The sequence below is a fragment of the Lysinibacillus sp. NPDC097868 genome, assembly GCF_044761135.1.
Lineage (GTDB): Bacteria > Bacillota > Bacilli > Bacillales_A > Planococcaceae > Lysinibacillus.
In genome coordinates, this window is the sequence record NZ_JBIWBS010000001.1 from 246378 (window position 1) to 260777 (window position 14400).

Below are 14400 nucleotides of genomic sequence, written 5' to 3' on the forward strand. Positions count from 1 at the left end.
GAGCATATTCGACATTGTTGCAATGACAACATTGTGTCAACACGTTTACAATTGATATAATAACTTACAATAATGGGGAAGAAAGGGGTCGTGTATGAAGGCTTTATTTCGCATTTTAATTGCCTGTGCAACGATTGCGTTTATCGGCTTTATGTTCTTTAATACGCCTAAGGAAAATGAGCCACTTGAAGGACCAAATGCCAATTCAAATATTATTCCGAAAACAGAGTTGGAGCAACCAGAAGTTGGAGCGATGACACGTCCGCAAAGTGGCATGTCGACATTAATTGGCCAAGGAATACAAGTTGTCTTAGAACAATATGGTGAACCAGCAAGGAAAGAGCCTTCATCATTTGGTTATGAATGGTGGGTTTATAAAACAAATGTATCAACATTTTTTATGCTAGGCGTGCAAAACGATGTTGTGACACAAGTATACATAGCGGGTGATAAGCTAGATGCTACACCTTTTAAAATAGGTCAGAAGCGGGACGATATTTACCGAATGACGATTATAGATTATGAAGTAGCTGCCAATGTAGGGGAAAATATTTTCATTTTCTCTATGAGTGAGGAAGATATGCAGACTAGGCTACTAATAAAATTTGATGGACTATTTGCACAGCTTTATATTGATAGAGAAACGAGTGCGCTACAAGGTGTCCGCTTTACTGATAGCGAGACACTCGTACTACATCAGCCTTATGAAATGATTTATCAAGGTGAGCTTGTTAGTCCGACACCGCCGTCCTCGTTTTTACAACAGGATATTAATGAAGCAAGTACTGCACAGCTTGATGATTTAATTAATGTCACGCGCGTCCATCATGATTTAGCCCCATTGGAACTTGATGAAAAACTAGAAGAAGTAGCAAAGCTTCACAGTGAAGATATGAAAGTTCAAAATTTTTCTGGTCATGAATCACCAACAAATGGCGATTTAAAGAAACGTTTAGACACACATGAAATTGCTTATAATGATGCGAATGAAAACCTCGCGACAGCATACTTTGATGCGGTTGAGGCAATGCATGGCTGGCTAAATTCACCTGAACATCGCAAAGTAATTTTAAATGATAAATTTTCTGCTGTAGGATCAGGTGTCTTTTTAAATTACTATACACAAATTTTCGTGGAGCCATCGAAGCAAAAGGATGATAGTGAGGAATCCGTTGAAGATACAGTAGAAGCAATTCAATAAGTAAGAAAGGTGTCAGGCACTCAAACAATTCTGAATTTTCATAGCGCTACCAATAGTTAGAGTGCTGCGCGCGGAAAGCGAAATGGATTTTTAAGATTTAGGAGCCTATATAGGTATAATCATTCTCAAAAGATTGTCTTGATTAATTCAAGACAATCTTTTTTTGTACTTAAAACCGGCAAAATCAAATGGCTAATATTTTTTTATATTGGTTAATGGCTTGCATCATTCCATGTTCACAATAGCCTACTTAAATGGCATTTGGAGGCTTCTACATTTTTCGTCACACCGTTACAAAAGCCGTCATATGATAGAGAACTGAAAGGAGGAATGAGACATTGCAATTAGCTGAGCTATTGAAAGATTGGCCATGTAGTGTAACTGGTGGATCCATTCGTACAATAATTACTGGTGTAGAGGATTATGCACAATCGGTGAAACCTGGAGATATTTTCATTGTCCGAAAAGGAAAAAAGACATCTGGCAGTCGCTTTGTAAAAGAAGCACTGGCAAGAGGAGCCGTCGCCGTAGTATCCGAGGAAAGTATTGCAATACCATTCAGCGATCAGAATATTCCTTTCGTTTGGGTACCGAATACCGCTTTGTTTTTATCTTATGCAAGTGCAAAACTAGCTGCTTTTCCGGCTGAAGCATTATCGGTTATTGCCATAACGGGAACGAATGGAAAAACAACGGTAAGTCATTTTGTAAGCCAATTACTAAAAGCTTTACATAAAAATGTAGCAGTTATTGGAACAGTAGGCTTCTTCGTTAATGGGCAAAAACAACAAACAGAATATGAGCAATTAACAACATTACAAGCAAAAGAGCTGCATCCTATTTTAAAACAATGTGTTCGTCAAGGTGTTACACATGTTGTTTTAGAAGCTTCCTCAATGGGATTGCAACAGCATAGACTTGATCATTGCGATATTGATTGTGGGGTATTTTTAAATTTATCAGAGGATCATTTGGAAGACCATGGGGGACTAGAAGCGTATAAACGTGCTAAAAAGAGGTTAGCGGATTTATCAAAAAAAATTGTGTTAAATGGAGACGATAATTTTTGCCGCTCCGTTGGTATTTACGACAAGAAAAAATCATGCTCATTCGGCTTTGACAATCACAATGATTTACATATCCAGATTGTGAGTGAAACTATTGGAAAAACAGTACTATGTTTGCAAACGACAACGAGTGAGCACATTATTGCTATTCCTTTCGTTGGTAAGTATCATGTGCAAAATGCAGTAGGTGCATTAATGGCTGTGTGGCGTTTAGGCTTCTCTATTGATGAACTAGCTGAGCATATGTGGGGACTAAAATTACCAGAAGGTAGACTGGAGCGAATAGAAAACCCACTTGGTATTGATGTGTATGTAGATTATGCACATACGGCTGAGGCATTGCAGGCAGTGTTACAAACTTTTGATAGTAAGAAGACCATCTACCTAGTGTTTAGCTGCGGTGGCAATAGGGATAAGGCAAAACGTTTTGCAATGGGGGCTGTGGCAAGCAAGTATGCAGATGTTATTTTCTTAACGACTGATAACCCTCGTGATGAGGATCCTATATTAATTAATGAAAGTATTATTGCAGGTTTCTCAGAGCAGCAATATTATGAAATATTTTTAGACCGTAAAGTTGCGATTCATCAGGCATTGGCAAAAGCGCGAAAAGGAGATATTGTGCTTGTTGCCGGAAAAGGGCATGAACAAACACAGCAAATAAAAAATCAAAAATTCCCTTTTTCCGATCAACAATGTATTAAAGATTATTTTTCCTATGTTATGACTGACGACGCTGAATAACGAAGAACGAAGCGGTGGCAATTGCCAGTTTACGACCAGTTTCATCCTCAATGTCACATTCCATTACAAGTGTTTGACGTCCCTTATGAACAAAACGTCCTCGTGCAATTAATTCTTTATTGGTCGTTGTTGCTATATAGGAGACGTTAATATTTGTTGTTACAACATTAAAGCCTGCTGGAACTGAACGCGATGCGAGTCCACCCATTGCGGCATCAGCAATTGTTGCAATGATCCCTCCATGCGGTACTTTAATAGTATTGTGAATAACGGGCGTAATAGGTATCCGTACCTCACTACTGTCTGGCTCGAAGTTGCCCACCATATGTAATGCGGCATTGATATATCGGCGATGTATGCCTTGTTGTTTATCGTGAATACCATTTAGTAAGTGTAGTAATACTTCTTCATCCTCCGCTGTACTATGTTGTAAAATAGTAGCGAGTAATTCTTCAATTTGTCCTTTAGATGATGTTACCAATTATAAAACTCCTTCTTTTACAAATATCAATAATGTAAAATTACCACAAAATCTGTTATGATGGGTATTAGATTGGGGGAATTAAAATGATGATAACCTCTGAATGGGCAATCATTTTAGATGAGGCCGATGCGCTTTGCGAAATGATTCTTTCCTCCGAGCCTGCGAATACGCTAAGGTTAGCGTATAATGCTGTTTATAGCGATAGTGAGCTAGTTGAAGCTATTTATGCATTTGGTCGCATGAAGGAGCAATACGAAGATGTACAACGTTTCGGAAAATATCATCCGGATTATCATACAATTATGAAATCGATTCGTCAGCAAAAGCGCTCACTCGATTTAAATGAAAAAATTTCAGCATTAAAGTTAGCTGAAAATGATTTTCAAGATTTACTAGATGAGATAAGCTTGCTTATTGGTAAAACGGTATCGGAAGCAGTAAAAGTACCAGTAAGTAATCCATTTTTCGCATCCAATTCTTCTTGTGGAAGCGGTTGTGGCTCAGGTGGCTCTTGCTCCTGTTCAGCATAATAGAAGTAGTGTCAATGCGACACTGCTTCATAAAGACACAAACCTCTCGAGGTGTTGTGTCTTTTTTTGTGAAGATTTATAACCATATTTTAAAGTATGGAAGAAGCACTTATTATATGTAGATGCTACTAGTTGATTGGAGTGAAAGGCGTGACACTCCTGCAGGAACAACACGAGCGAGCTGAAAAGCGGCATTGCTGCAAAAATTAGTTGAAGCCGTGCCTGCGGAAAGGGAGCGCATGGAACGGAAATCAACGTGTCAAATTTCTATACGACAGGTAGAAGCATGTCATAAGGACATTGCTTCTATTTTTTTTGTAATAAAAATTATATAGTAAATATGTAAGTAAAGTTGGGAAAAGGGGGCAATGAAATGAATACATACCGAATTGCTGTTATTCCAGGGGATGGTATCGGAAAAGAAGTAGTGCCAGCAGCGATAGAAGTTTTAGACAAGGTTGCACAATTAGATGGAAGCTTTACATTTGAATGGACAACATTTCCATGGGGCTGTGACTATTATTTGGAAACAGGTAAAATGATGCCTGATAATGGTATTGAACTATTAAAGGGCTATGATCAAATCTTTTTAGGTGCAGTAGGAATGCCTGAACTAGTACCCGATCACATTTCCTTGTGGGGGTTATTAATTAAAATTCGTCGTGAAATGAAGCAGTCTATTAATGTACGTCCAGCGAAGCTACTACAAGGCTTAGCATCACCATTACGTAATCCGAATGATTTTGATTTTGTTGTTGTACGTGAAAACTCAGAAGGGGAGTATTCAGAGAGTGGTGGTCGTATTCATAGCGGACAGGATGAGATTGCCATTCAAAATGCGATCTTTACTAGAAAAGGGACCGAACGTGCAATGCGATATGCCTTTGATATGGCTAAAACTCGTCGTCAGCATGTTACAAGTGCAACAAAATCGAATGGTTTAACTTACAGCATGCCTTTTTGGGATGAGGTATTTGAAGAAGTTGGTAAAGATTATGAAGCAATTGGAAAAGCAACTAATCATATTGATGCGTTAGCAGCTTTCCTAGTGATGAAACCAGAAAACTTTGATGTAATCGTTGCATCCAATTTATTTGGAGATATTTTAACAGATTTAGGTGGAGCTATTATGGGAAGTATCGGTATTGCTCCAGCAGCTAACTTAAATATTGAACGCGAATATCCTTCTATGTTTGAACCAGTTCATGGCTCCGCGCCAGACATTGCTGGAAAAGGAATTGCTAATCCGCTCGGGCAAATATGGACAGGTAAAATGATGCTTGATTTTTTAGGCCATCAAGAGCTAGGTTCAATGGTGCTAAACGCAATGGAGGCTACATTGGCGCAAGGTATAAAAACCGGAGATTTAGGGGGAACTGCAACATTACGAGAGGTAACGGATGCAATTTTAGCTCAATTATCTTAATGGCATTTTATAAAAGATAAAGGTAAGAGCATTTACAATAGTTGCTCTTACCTTTATGTCTTCAATCATGTTCTTGTAGTAATTCCACTGCAATATCAGGTCGATCGGTAATAATACCTTTTGCGCCATTATTAATTAATTTTTTCATCGTAACAGAATCGTTGATTGTCCAATAATGAACAGGGATATTCAGATTATTTAAAAACTGAATAAATTTCGGTGAATCGAGCGATACGACACCTGATTTTGGAGGAATTTGAAATACGTCTACTTTTGGATGATATAAATGTCCGAATTGACTTGAGAATGAAGCAAATGCTTTGCGTACATCTGATTCACCTGCTCCAAGCGCAACTTGATTTTGTGCATATAAATTAAAACGGTCAATTTGTTCACCATAAAAGCTAGTGACAACGACATGATTCTCTGCCTCGAGTTCTTCTATTAATCGCCATAGTTTAGAAGGCATTAAACTACCTTCATACGTATCTGGTGCATCTTTAATATCAATATTGATTAACATATTTGGATAGCTTTCTAGTAATTCACGTAGTGTAACAACGTCAACTTTTTTATTCCGATAAGGAAATTCACCTGCTAAATCTTCAAATTGATAGCCATGATTCAATGCGTTTATTTCTGCTAATGTCATTTCTGATACTGACCCATAACCATCCGTTGTACGTTCTACGGTCGCATCATGGTAAACGATAATTTCTTCGTCTTTCGTTAAGCGAATGTCTATTTCAAAGCCATCTACACCTAATTGTGCAGATTTTTCAAAAGCAAGCATTGTATGCTCAGGTTCTAAATGTGCTCCGCCACGATGTGCGAGAATGATCGGGCGATCAAATTGTAATGCTTGTTTCCCTTCACGCTGTTGAGGTTTGGAAATAGCTTTACTACCTGCCCAAGCAGCTGCACTGGCTGCTGCTATTGCAATAGCTATCTTCGTTTTCTTACCCATATTCGTCCTCCTTAACAATCAAATTAATTTAAAAGGTGCTGGCGAATTCACTTGCAATGTTCAAGCTAAAGCACTTTTATCTAGCATGAGAGAAAGTAAATCTGTCGATAAACGCGCTATGCTTTACCATTATAACGGAAAAATGAGCGTTCTGTCAGCTAAACTCTGTTGCTATCATTTTCCGGTCTATGGTATGCTTTTATGTAAGAAATGAGGGGAAACTATATGAACGAACGACAAGGGCTAATCGTTTACGTCCATCAATTAAAACATGCGAAATCACTTCGAAAATATGGTCATGTTCATTACATTTCTCGTAAGCAAAAGTACGTAGTATTATATTGCAATCGAGAGGACATTGAAATGATGACAATAAAATTACAACGCCTTCCATTTGTGAAAGACGTTGTAGAATCTTATCGTCCCTTCGTTAAAACTGAGTTCGAAAATGCAAAGCCAGATAAAGCGAAGGAATATGACTATAAGGCGGGGCTATAACATTAGTTTAATGCTGGAATATAGTGATGAAGTCTCATTATTCCAATTAAGTATTGATAAAATAGTTTTGGCTCCGAAAATATAGAAGAGTGCTTTATTTCTACAACAACCGCTTTTCGACCTAGTTGTTCAATACTTTCTTCGAACATAATTTGACGCTTGGAAGGCTTTTCTTCATGGAATGGAATGCCTTCGCGACAAATATAAATCGGCATGAATTTACTTTCTCCGACTGGTTTTAAAGCGATAGCTAAAGAAGCTACCTTTTTATCTTCTTTTGTAGATGTTAGTATAAAGGCTTGGTGAAAGCGACCTTGATTCGTTTTAATAATTTCAAGTAGTTCATAAACATCGCCATAGCCTTCTCCTAATTCTATAAATTGTTGTGGCATTTAATATTGCACATCCTTTCCAATACACATAGTATCATGCTGCGGGAGGTCAAGCACATGAAATTTGCAGTCAGTTTTTTTTCAATTTTAGTATTAGTCGTATCTGGTGTGTTGTTTTTCCAATATCAGGCCTATTCTTCTGATTTAGAGACAGGAAATGGTGCATTCCATTATTCACAAGAAATTGAGATTGTCTATCGTGAAAATAGTTTAGATATTCGTCATCATTTTAAAAACTTGCCAAATCAAAAGGTGAAAATAAAATGGCCAGAGGATGCAACAAACCCAACATGTTTTATCGATAACGAAAATAGTTGTAATCGTTTATCAGAGGAAGTTTCCTATTTTGAAAAAGGCGAAACTAAATCGCAATCCGTTTCATACATAATCCCAATCGAGGGTGGCTTAAAAGATAAAAAACTGCTTCAAAATGTCTTTGCCACTTTAACGAATGGAGAGGTATCGTATTCTGTCATACATATTTCAACAGATAGTAAAACTGTCGGACAATGGATAACAGGTCTACCTTTAGTTGGTCAGCAACAATTATCACTTGTTAACTATACGATGTTTAGCGGCAATGGCACAGCAAGTGATTTATATTGGCAGGCTGGTGATTTAAAGGCGCAAGAGCAAACACCTGTCTTAACAATTTATGCACAGCAGGCAATTTCAAAAGATTTCTTAAAATCACTCGAAAATTTAAAGTTCTTAAATGATGAGCATATAGCGATTGTTCAGGAGAAAAATCCTGTTGCCCAACATGACGAACGATTATTATTTTTACCAACGCTAACAGCACAAGCGGTTGAGCAGGAAGTGATTCTTTCGCAAATTCATTCACAATATACTTTTGAAAATTCACCGGCATGGTTGGCTGAAGTTGTGGCATCCTATTTAGTGAAGGGTACGATAGGCTCAGAGAAGACAAAAGAAATTGTGCAGACATTAAAAGACTACATGACAGCAAGCCAACAGGGAGCATGGCAGGAAGCTATGGATAACCTTGGACAAGAACCAATCTCTCCGGTGACAATGGATAAGCTACTTTCAACAGTGTTGAATGGGAAAACTTCTTATTTCCAATTAAATGCAACACAAGAAAATGGTACGTATCCATTATTATTGGAGGATGAGCGTAGTATTTATGTAGATGGCATTCATAAAAAAGATGTTCATGTTATTTTATATGAAGGTCAAGTATTATACAGTGCCGATACATTACTACCTTATCTAGGCTATACAGCGGGAGAAGGGAAGAACGGTTATTATGTAAATAGTGACAATCGAACATTCCGCTTCCCAAAAGAATCTGGATTCTACGTGTTCAATCAACGTAGATATTCCACAATTTCTGATCCAATTATTAAAATTGTTGATCATTATTATGTAGAAGAAGCTTGGCTACAACGACTATTTTTAGTAGAACTACAAAAAAGTGATGGTCGAATTCAAGTTTTAACACAAGAACAAGAATAATTTTTTGCAGCGGAGGAGTTCTTTCGCTGCAAAAATGCTTTCTATTTGTAACAGAAAGTACGGTGAAATACATCTATGAGAGTAGTAGCAGGAGAACGTAAAGGAATGCCTCTAAAGGCAGTTGTAGGGAGTACAACTAGACCTACAACAGACAAAGTAAAAGAATCCATATTTAATATGATAGGTCCATTTTTTGATGGCGGAACTGCACTTGATTTGTTTGCAGGAAGCGGTGGATTAGGAATTGAGTCGCTCAGCAGAGGTGCAGAACATGCTATCTTTATTGAAAAAGACGCTAAAGCATATCAGGTATTACAGGAAAATATAAAGAAGTGTCGATATGAAAATTGTTCAGAGCTTTTTCGCATCGATGCAAAGCGTGCTGTGAAAGCGCTATTAAAGCGTGATATTACGTTTAATCTTGTATTTTTAGATCCGCCCTATCACCATAAAGAATACTATGATTTAGTACAGGTGCTTGTGGACCATGATAAAGTACAACACAATGGTATTATTTTATGTGAACATGCAAAAGAAGTAGAATTACCAACTAGTTTTGGTGCTTTTCTATTACAGAGACAAGAAACATATGGCGGAACGATTATTTCGGTCTATCGTTGTGCTGGGGAAGAGGGAGAGTAAGTTGGAGAAAATTGCTGTTGTTCCTGGAAGTTTTGATCCTGTTACATTTGGTCACCTAGATATAATTAAGCGTGCAGCTGATGTTTTTGATATTGTCTATGTTGCGGTTTTAAACAATTCATCAAAGCACCCGTTATTTTCTGTAGAAGAACGTATGGCATTGATGGCAGAAGTTACAAAGGACTTGCCGAATGTACGAATTGAGAGTTCTTCAGGTCTCCTTATTGATTATGCTAAAGAAAAGAACGCAAAAGCGATTGTTCGTGGTCTAAGAGCGGTTTCGGATTTTGAATACGAAATGCAAATTACTTCGATGAACCGCTTTCTTGATGAAACGATTGAAACATTTTTCATCATGACAAAAAATCAATATTCGTTCTTAAGCTCTAGCATTGTTAAAGAAGTAGCGAAGTATGGAGGCAATGTTCATGAACTTGTTCCGGATTGCGTGGAACGAGCTTTAAAAGAAAAATACGGTTTTGCTAAATAAAAAATAAAGGATGTATTAATTAAGACATCCTCTTAGATGACTATAGACAAACTTGAAAAAATTTTCGAGTGTTGTCTATAGTCCTTTTTTATTTCAAATAAATAATTTGCCTGTTGGTAATTGTGTGAGTGCCTGACACTTAGAAAGGCACTTAGAAATGCGTTTTTTTATTTTAAGAAAAAAAGAGCATAAATAGTTGGGACAATGATTATGCTAAGAAGGCGAAATTTGATGTAAGGTCTGACCGAAAGCTTGGCAGATTTTGCAATGACAAAAATTTGTAAATGGATACTAATGCTTTGCATCGTCAGCATAATGACTACTAGCAATGATAAGTATGGGTAACTGCCGAATTCTGTGACAGTCATTTTTAATCCATTTGTTACTTCTAATACAGCGGCGATAGCATGCTCGACTGGTTGAGGAAGATTAGGCAACAATTTATCTAAACTTTGTTGTAATATTGTTTGAATCGTTGTGAAAAAAATGATGGTCGTTCCAACTAACAAAATGGTTGGTGCTGTTTCTTTTATGCTCTCTGAAAATGGGGATGAATATAAGGTGGTATTGTGAATAGAAATAGTAGGTGTGTCGGTTTTACGAAATAAAAAATAACCAACTATTAAGCAACAAATATTAAAACTATGTAGTAAACATAAAAACAGCCAACCAAACGTATTACTGTGTAATAAATCAAGGCTAACAAAACCTAATACAAAAAGAGGGCTTGGTGCATGACAAACCGCTAGTAAAAAATTTGCCTCCTTAGGATGTAATTGTCCACTGTTTTTTAGATACACAATTGTTGTAGCTCCAGTTGGATAACCACCGAGTGCGCTTATCAAGTAGGCTTGTACGTATAAAGAAACTCTTTTTGTTTTTGCGCGCATTGGAGCGGTTAAACGAAGTAACCATTGCGTTAAAATAAGATAAGGTAGTAAATAAGGAAATAACGCCTCCATAAATAGATTCAATCCTAAATCGGTACCAGTATGAGCGGTTTGTGGGAATAACAAGAGTAATAGGATAAGAAGTATGCAGAGCGCTATTTGAATTGTCGCAAACATGTTATCATCTCGTTTCAACTTTTTGTCATTCACATAGGCAAATGCTAAAATTAATATATGTGAAAAAGGCAAAAACATGAACTACTGGTTTTTACATGCGTCTTAGGAGGTATCCATTCATGAAGAAAAAATTTGGTTTATATGCAGTGTTTTTAGTCGCGCTTTGTTTTTTAATGTTATACCGACTAGACGCGTATATTATGAAGCCTGGAAGTGCATACGATGTTAGTAAATTTGTTAGTGTCGCTAATAATCATACGGATGAAGCGGGATCGATGAGTTTAATGACGGTTGCTATGCAACAAGCCACACCGTTTTCGTATTTATGGGCGAAAACGCAAAAATACGAAAAAATAATGGATATTCAACAAGTGAGAAATCCATTAGAGGATGACGAGGAATATAATATCCGACAGTTAAAGTTAATGTCAGACTCTCAATTCAATGCAAAATATGTGGCCTTTCAAAGAGCGGGGTTAGAGACGAAAATACACTTTAATGGTGTATTTGTATTAAATGTCTTAGATGGTGGCGCCTCAGATGGTTTCTTAAAAGCGGGTGATGAAATTACGAAAGTGGATGGTACAGCAATTACGAACCAACAAATGCTTGTTGATCTGTTGTCAACAAAACAAATTGGTGATAAAGTGACCATTCAATTATTACGTAATCAAAAGGAACAAGAAGAAACGATTACTTTGAAGGAAATTCCTCAAGCTGAAGAAAAGCGAGCTGGGTTAGGAATTACCTACGCAGAAAGTAAGTCGATTGAAACTAATCCAAGTGTTACAATGCACACAGAAGATATTGGTGGTCCTTCAGCGGGGCTTATGTTTACACTTGAAATTTTAAATCAATTATTGGAAGAGGATATAACAAAAGGCTATGCAGTAGCTGGAACTGGTGAAATGCTCATAGATGGATCAGTTGGACGAATTGGTGGTATTGATTACAAAATCATTGCAGCCGATCGAGATGGCATGGAAATATTTTTTGCACCTGATGATGAAATCTCAACTGAAATGAAGGCAAAGTACCCTGAATTAGAATCGAATTATGCGACGGCAGTCAAAACGGCTAAAGAGATCGGTACAAAAATGAAAATTGTACCTGTGAAAACGGTCGATGATGCAATTGCTTATTTAAAACAACTAGACCCTAAATAAAAATGCCTATTTGTGGTCGGTAAAAGAGAAAAAGTGTTAGATTGATGACCATCAATCTAACACTTTTTGCTATGCAGGATGTCTGCGACGGCGGTTGCTTTCCGCTCTGTGCAGTAAGCTACTAACGTGTTGCTTCTGGCGTAATTTTAAAGCTATGTCCCAGCCACTTAAGAATGTAGCTTAAAGCGTCCGCTCGCAACGGCAATCAACGGCAGTATTCATCCGCTAAAATCGAATCGGCGGCGTTTGATAATCTTTTGGTAATGCGAACTGCTGCGCCCCTTGTTCTATACTAAAGTTATATACTTCTGCAGCGTGTATATCTACAGCGAGCATAGCATCATTTGTCGAGGCAACGCGGCTTATTAATGGCAATGTAAAGTCCTTTTTATGCATGCCTAAGTAAGCTTGCCCTTGCTTACTCATTCCGAGTAAGCGGATTGTAGAAGGGGATTGGAAGCTCTTAAGTTGCTCCTTTGTAAAACCCGTATAGATATGTGTCAGCATGCGTTGTAGACGCGTCCAAGTATAGCGTTTTGATTTTATTTTCTCCATAAAGCTACTAAAGGAGCTACTTGTTTTCGCTGCTTTTAGTAGTGCGTGCTCTATGCCCTCTGTTACTTCCGCATAGCGCGTCAACTCGCTTGCTGTGTGCCGAATAAGGGTAAACTGTAAAAACGGCCAAAAAGCCTCCCAGCTAGCAAAATTTTTATATTGGACATACCAATCCTGTAAATAATGAAAGGAAGCTTGGGGGAGTACATCATGAACACTTTGTAATGTTCCTGTTGTGGCGAGTGCTTTACGAATACCGGTGGCACTTGCAATCGATGCCCCCTCCTGCATAGCATCGTGATAACCTGCAGCTATACGTGGAATAGTTAAAGGTTTAATTGCACTTCCTAGCGACATTGCCGCTTCAATATAATGAAATCCTAGTATATTGTTTGGTTGTGCTAAATCAATGTATGTAGCAGGAAACTTTTGAGAAAGCTGTTCATAGGCATAATGCAAGCTTTTAGGATAGCTAACACCCGTTTTAACGCTTTCTTTAATAAGTGCGTCATATTCGGTGCGGTGCTTCGTAATTAACTGGTACGTATTGATAAAGGGTTGTATTGAGCCATCTTCGCTACCAAAGGCAAATGCATCACAGCGAATTGCCGATAATAATGAAATCGCCCCCTTTGCGAAATCCGTTGCGGGTGCGGTACTATAGACATACGGTAGCTCAATTACAATATCAACTCCGCTAGCGAGCGCCATTTTTGTGCGTGTCCATTTATCTACCATGGCAGGTTCACCGCGCTGCAAAAATGTACCGCTCATAACAGCAATTGCTATATCTGCTTGCGCTACTTTTTTTGCCTGTTCTAAGTGATAAGCATGTCCATTGTGAAAAGGATTGTATTCAACAACAATACCGACTGCTTTCATTACGTAAAACCCCCTTTATTTATCTTTTGTGCTTCTTGTTTCTTGACCAATCAGGATGCTACAAATAGTTTTACAGTGCCTCTAGCCTATTCTTTGCTCATTACTATTGAAATTTTAGTATAGGTTGTGTATTGTGGCTAAGTGGAATGATTTTGATGTACTTAATTATAGGTGGGTTTTCGAGTGGTGACAAGAAATTATCTTGACATCTATTTTTACACATTATATAATCAACAGTGTTGTCTCGAGGTGATTAAACGAATGAAATGGTCAATTCATCAATTATCTAAATACCGTCAAGACGGAATGCCGATCGATACCTATGTCCAATTGGATGAGGTGATGGAGCGAAACCAGGATATTCGAGCAATTTCGCCCGTTCATGTAAAAGGGCTATGTACATTCGGTGCATCGCAAATGACTTGTCAGCTTACTGTGACAGCAACGTTAACACTCCCGTGTGCTCGCACTTGGGAAGATGTTGAGTTTCCTATCAAAGTTGAGACAGTTGAATTATTTAGCTGGATTGACGAAGAAAAAAGAGGGGAAGATGGCGGTAATATTCACTATATAGATGGTGATGTAATCGACATGAAGCCAGTTATTGAGGAGCTAGTGCTTCTTGAGGTACCAATGCAAGTATTCAAAGAGAATACCGAAGGACAAGTGCATGGTGGTAAAAACTGGTCTTACGCAACTGATGAAGACGTGGCGCTTCACAAAAAAACTGACGAACCAAAAGTGGATCCAAGACTAGCTGCTTTAGCTAAGTATTTTGATCAAACAGACGAATAGACGATCTGTAAGGAG

Annotated in this window: 15 protein-coding genes; 10 read left to right on the top strand and 5 right to left on the bottom strand. The window is 37.9% G+C overall.

The genetic code is table 11. From position 1 onward, the window contains the following. Positions 1 to 94 precede the first annotated feature (94 nt). Positions 95 to 1201 carry a CAP domain-containing protein gene (locus ACIQXJ_RS01130; protein WP_403048719.1) on the top strand — a complete coding sequence of 369 codons (1107 nt, stop codon included), beginning with the start codon at positions 95 to 97 and terminating at the stop codon, positions 1199 to 1201. 338 nt (positions 1202 to 1539) lie between these two features. Continuing rightward, complete coding sequence (locus tag ACIQXJ_RS01135; protein WP_403048722.1) at positions 1540 to 3012, top strand: UDP-N-acetylmuramoyl-L-alanyl-D-glutamate--2,6-diaminopimelate ligase; 1473 nt, start codon at positions 1540 to 1542, stop codon at positions 3010 to 3012. Here the strand turns inward: ACIQXJ_RS01135 and ACIQXJ_RS01140 are convergent. After that, positions 2990 to 3493 (bottom strand): PaaI family thioesterase, encoded by a 504-nt coding sequence (locus ACIQXJ_RS01140; RefSeq protein ID WP_403048725.1) that lies wholly within the window; start codon positions 3491 to 3493, stop codon positions 2990 to 2992. The two genes, ACIQXJ_RS01135 and ACIQXJ_RS01140, sit on opposite strands and share 23 nt — an antisense overlap. Before the next feature lie 86 nt (positions 3494 to 3579). Here ACIQXJ_RS01140 and ACIQXJ_RS01145 point away from each other — a divergent pair, with 86 nt between their 5' ends. Continuing rightward, positions 3580 to 4026, top strand: a complete 447-nt coding sequence (locus ACIQXJ_RS01145; RefSeq protein ID WP_173477875.1) for a YlbF/YmcA family competence regulator — start codon at positions 3580 to 3582, stop codon at positions 4024 to 4026. Between the two features lie 373 nt (positions 4027 to 4399). Continuing rightward, positions 4400 to 5452 (top strand): tartrate dehydrogenase, encoded by a 1053-nt coding sequence (locus ACIQXJ_RS01150; protein WP_403048728.1) that lies wholly within the window; start codon positions 4400 to 4402, stop codon positions 5450 to 5452. A 61-nt stretch (positions 5453 to 5513) separates the two neighbouring features. Here the strand turns inward: ACIQXJ_RS01150 and ACIQXJ_RS01155 are convergent, their stop codons facing one another. After that, a complete protein-coding gene (locus tag ACIQXJ_RS01155) occupies positions 5514 to 6419 on the bottom strand; it encodes a glycerophosphodiester phosphodiesterase family protein (RefSeq protein WP_403048731.1) in 906 nt (301 codons plus the stop codon). 225 nt (positions 6420 to 6644) lie between these two features. Here ACIQXJ_RS01155 and ACIQXJ_RS01160 point away from each other — a divergent pair, with 225 nt between their 5' ends. Next, the gene (locus ACIQXJ_RS01160) at positions 6645 to 6917 is read left to right on the top strand and encodes a YlbG family protein (RefSeq protein WP_173477872.1); all 273 of its coding nucleotides are present in this window, start codon (positions 6645 to 6647) and stop codon (positions 6915 to 6917) included. 2 nt (positions 6918 to 6919) lie between these two features. Here the strand turns inward: ACIQXJ_RS01160 and ACIQXJ_RS01165 are convergent, their stop codons facing one another. After that, positions 6920 to 7309, bottom strand: coding sequence for a DUF7147 family protein (locus ACIQXJ_RS01165; protein WP_401020508.1), 390 nt, complete (start codon positions 7307 to 7309; stop codon positions 6920 to 6922). 57 nt (positions 7310 to 7366) lie between these two features. Between ACIQXJ_RS01165 and ACIQXJ_RS01170 the strand changes: the two genes are divergently transcribed. From ACIQXJ_RS01170 to coaD, 3 genes are all read left to right on the top strand, one after another. Continuing rightward, the gene (locus tag ACIQXJ_RS01170; RefSeq protein ID WP_403048734.1) at positions 7367 to 8788 is read left to right on the top strand and encodes an RNA polymerase II; all 1422 of its coding nucleotides are present in this window, start codon (positions 7367 to 7369) and stop codon (positions 8786 to 8788) included. Between the two features lie 75 nt (positions 8789 to 8863). Continuing rightward, a complete protein-coding gene (gene rsmD, locus ACIQXJ_RS01175) occupies positions 8864 to 9430 on the top strand; it encodes a 16S rRNA (guanine(966)-N(2))-methyltransferase RsmD (protein WP_403048737.1) in 567 nt (188 codons plus the stop codon). Continuing rightward, complete coding sequence (coaD, locus tag ACIQXJ_RS01180; RefSeq protein WP_483869680.1) at positions 9378 to 9920, top strand: pantetheine-phosphate adenylyltransferase; 543 nt, start codon at positions 9378 to 9380, stop codon at positions 9918 to 9920. Before rsmD ends, coaD begins: the two co-directional genes overlap by 53 nt. A 167-nt stretch (positions 9921 to 10087) precedes the next feature. On the opposite strand, the gene ACIQXJ_RS01185 is transcribed toward coaD, so the two are convergent. Next, positions 10088 to 11065 (bottom strand): hypothetical protein, encoded by a 978-nt coding sequence (locus ACIQXJ_RS01185; RefSeq protein ID WP_403048740.1) that lies wholly within the window; start codon positions 11063 to 11065, stop codon positions 10088 to 10090. A 41-nt stretch (positions 11066 to 11106) separates the two neighbouring features. Here ACIQXJ_RS01185 and ACIQXJ_RS01190 point away from each other — a divergent pair, with 41 nt between their 5' ends. Then, on the top strand, positions 11107 to 12153 hold the full coding sequence (locus ACIQXJ_RS01190) for a SepM family pheromone-processing serine protease (protein WP_403048743.1): 1047 nt from the start codon (positions 11107 to 11109) through the stop codon (positions 12151 to 12153). A gap of 225 nt (positions 12154 to 12378) precedes the next feature. Here ACIQXJ_RS01190 and ACIQXJ_RS01195 read toward each other — a convergent pair whose 3' ends face one another. Beyond that, positions 12379 to 13590: a nucleotidyltransferase gene (locus tag ACIQXJ_RS01195; RefSeq protein ID WP_403048745.1), complete on the bottom strand. Its 1212-nt coding sequence runs from the start codon at positions 13588 to 13590 to the stop codon at positions 12379 to 12381. Positions 13591 to 13851: 261 nt separating this feature from the next. Between ACIQXJ_RS01195 and ACIQXJ_RS01200 the strand changes: the two genes are divergently transcribed. Further along, complete coding sequence (locus ACIQXJ_RS01200) at positions 13852 to 14385, top strand: YceD family protein (RefSeq protein ID WP_403048748.1); 534 nt, start codon at positions 13852 to 13854, stop codon at positions 14383 to 14385. The last annotated feature ends 15 nt before the right edge of the window (positions 14386 to 14400 follow it).

Excerpts from the sequence above, each read along its gene's own strand:
- ACIQXJ_RS01200 (WP_403048748.1), top strand. The coding sequence starts at position 13,852 with ATGAAATGGTCAATTCATCAATTATCTAAATACCGTCAAGACGGAATG.
- ACIQXJ_RS01190 (WP_403048743.1), top strand. The coding sequence starts at position 11,107 with ATGAAGAAAAAATTTGGTTTATATGCAGTGTTTTTAGTCGCGCTTTGT.
- coaD (WP_483869680.1), top strand. The coding sequence starts at position 9,378 with ATGGCGGAACGATTATTTCGGTCTATCGTTGTGCTGGGGAAGAGGGAG.
- ACIQXJ_RS01165 (WP_401020508.1), bottom strand. The coding sequence starts at position 7,309 with ATGCCACAACAATTTATAGAATTAGGAGAAGGCTATGGCGATGTTTAT.
- ACIQXJ_RS01145 (WP_173477875.1), top strand. The coding sequence starts at position 3,580 with ATGATGATAACCTCTGAATGGGCAATCATTTTAGATGAGGCCGATGCG.
- ACIQXJ_RS01155 (WP_403048731.1), bottom strand. The coding sequence starts at position 6,419 with ATGGGTAAGAAAACGAAGATAGCTATTGCAATAGCAGCAGCCAGTGCA.
- ACIQXJ_RS01130 (WP_403048719.1), top strand. The coding sequence starts at position 95 with ATGAAGGCTTTATTTCGCATTTTAATTGCCTGTGCAACGATTGCGTTT.
- ACIQXJ_RS01170 (WP_403048734.1), top strand. The coding sequence starts at position 7,367 with ATGAAATTTGCAGTCAGTTTTTTTTCAATTTTAGTATTAGTCGTATCT.
- ACIQXJ_RS01195 (WP_403048745.1), bottom strand. The coding sequence starts at position 13,590 with ATGAAAGCAGTCGGTATTGTTGTTGAATACAATCCTTTTCACAATGGA.
- ACIQXJ_RS01150 (WP_403048728.1), top strand. The coding sequence starts at position 4,400 with ATGAATACATACCGAATTGCTGTTATTCCAGGGGATGGTATCGGAAAA.
- rsmD (WP_403048737.1), top strand. The coding sequence starts at position 8,864 with ATGAGAGTAGTAGCAGGAGAACGTAAAGGAATGCCTCTAAAGGCAGTT.
- ACIQXJ_RS01160 (WP_173477872.1), top strand. The coding sequence starts at position 6,645 with ATGAACGAACGACAAGGGCTAATCGTTTACGTCCATCAATTAAAACAT.
- ACIQXJ_RS01185 (WP_403048740.1), bottom strand. The coding sequence starts at position 11,065 with ATGTTTTTGCCTTTTTCACATATATTAATTTTAGCATTTGCCTATGTG.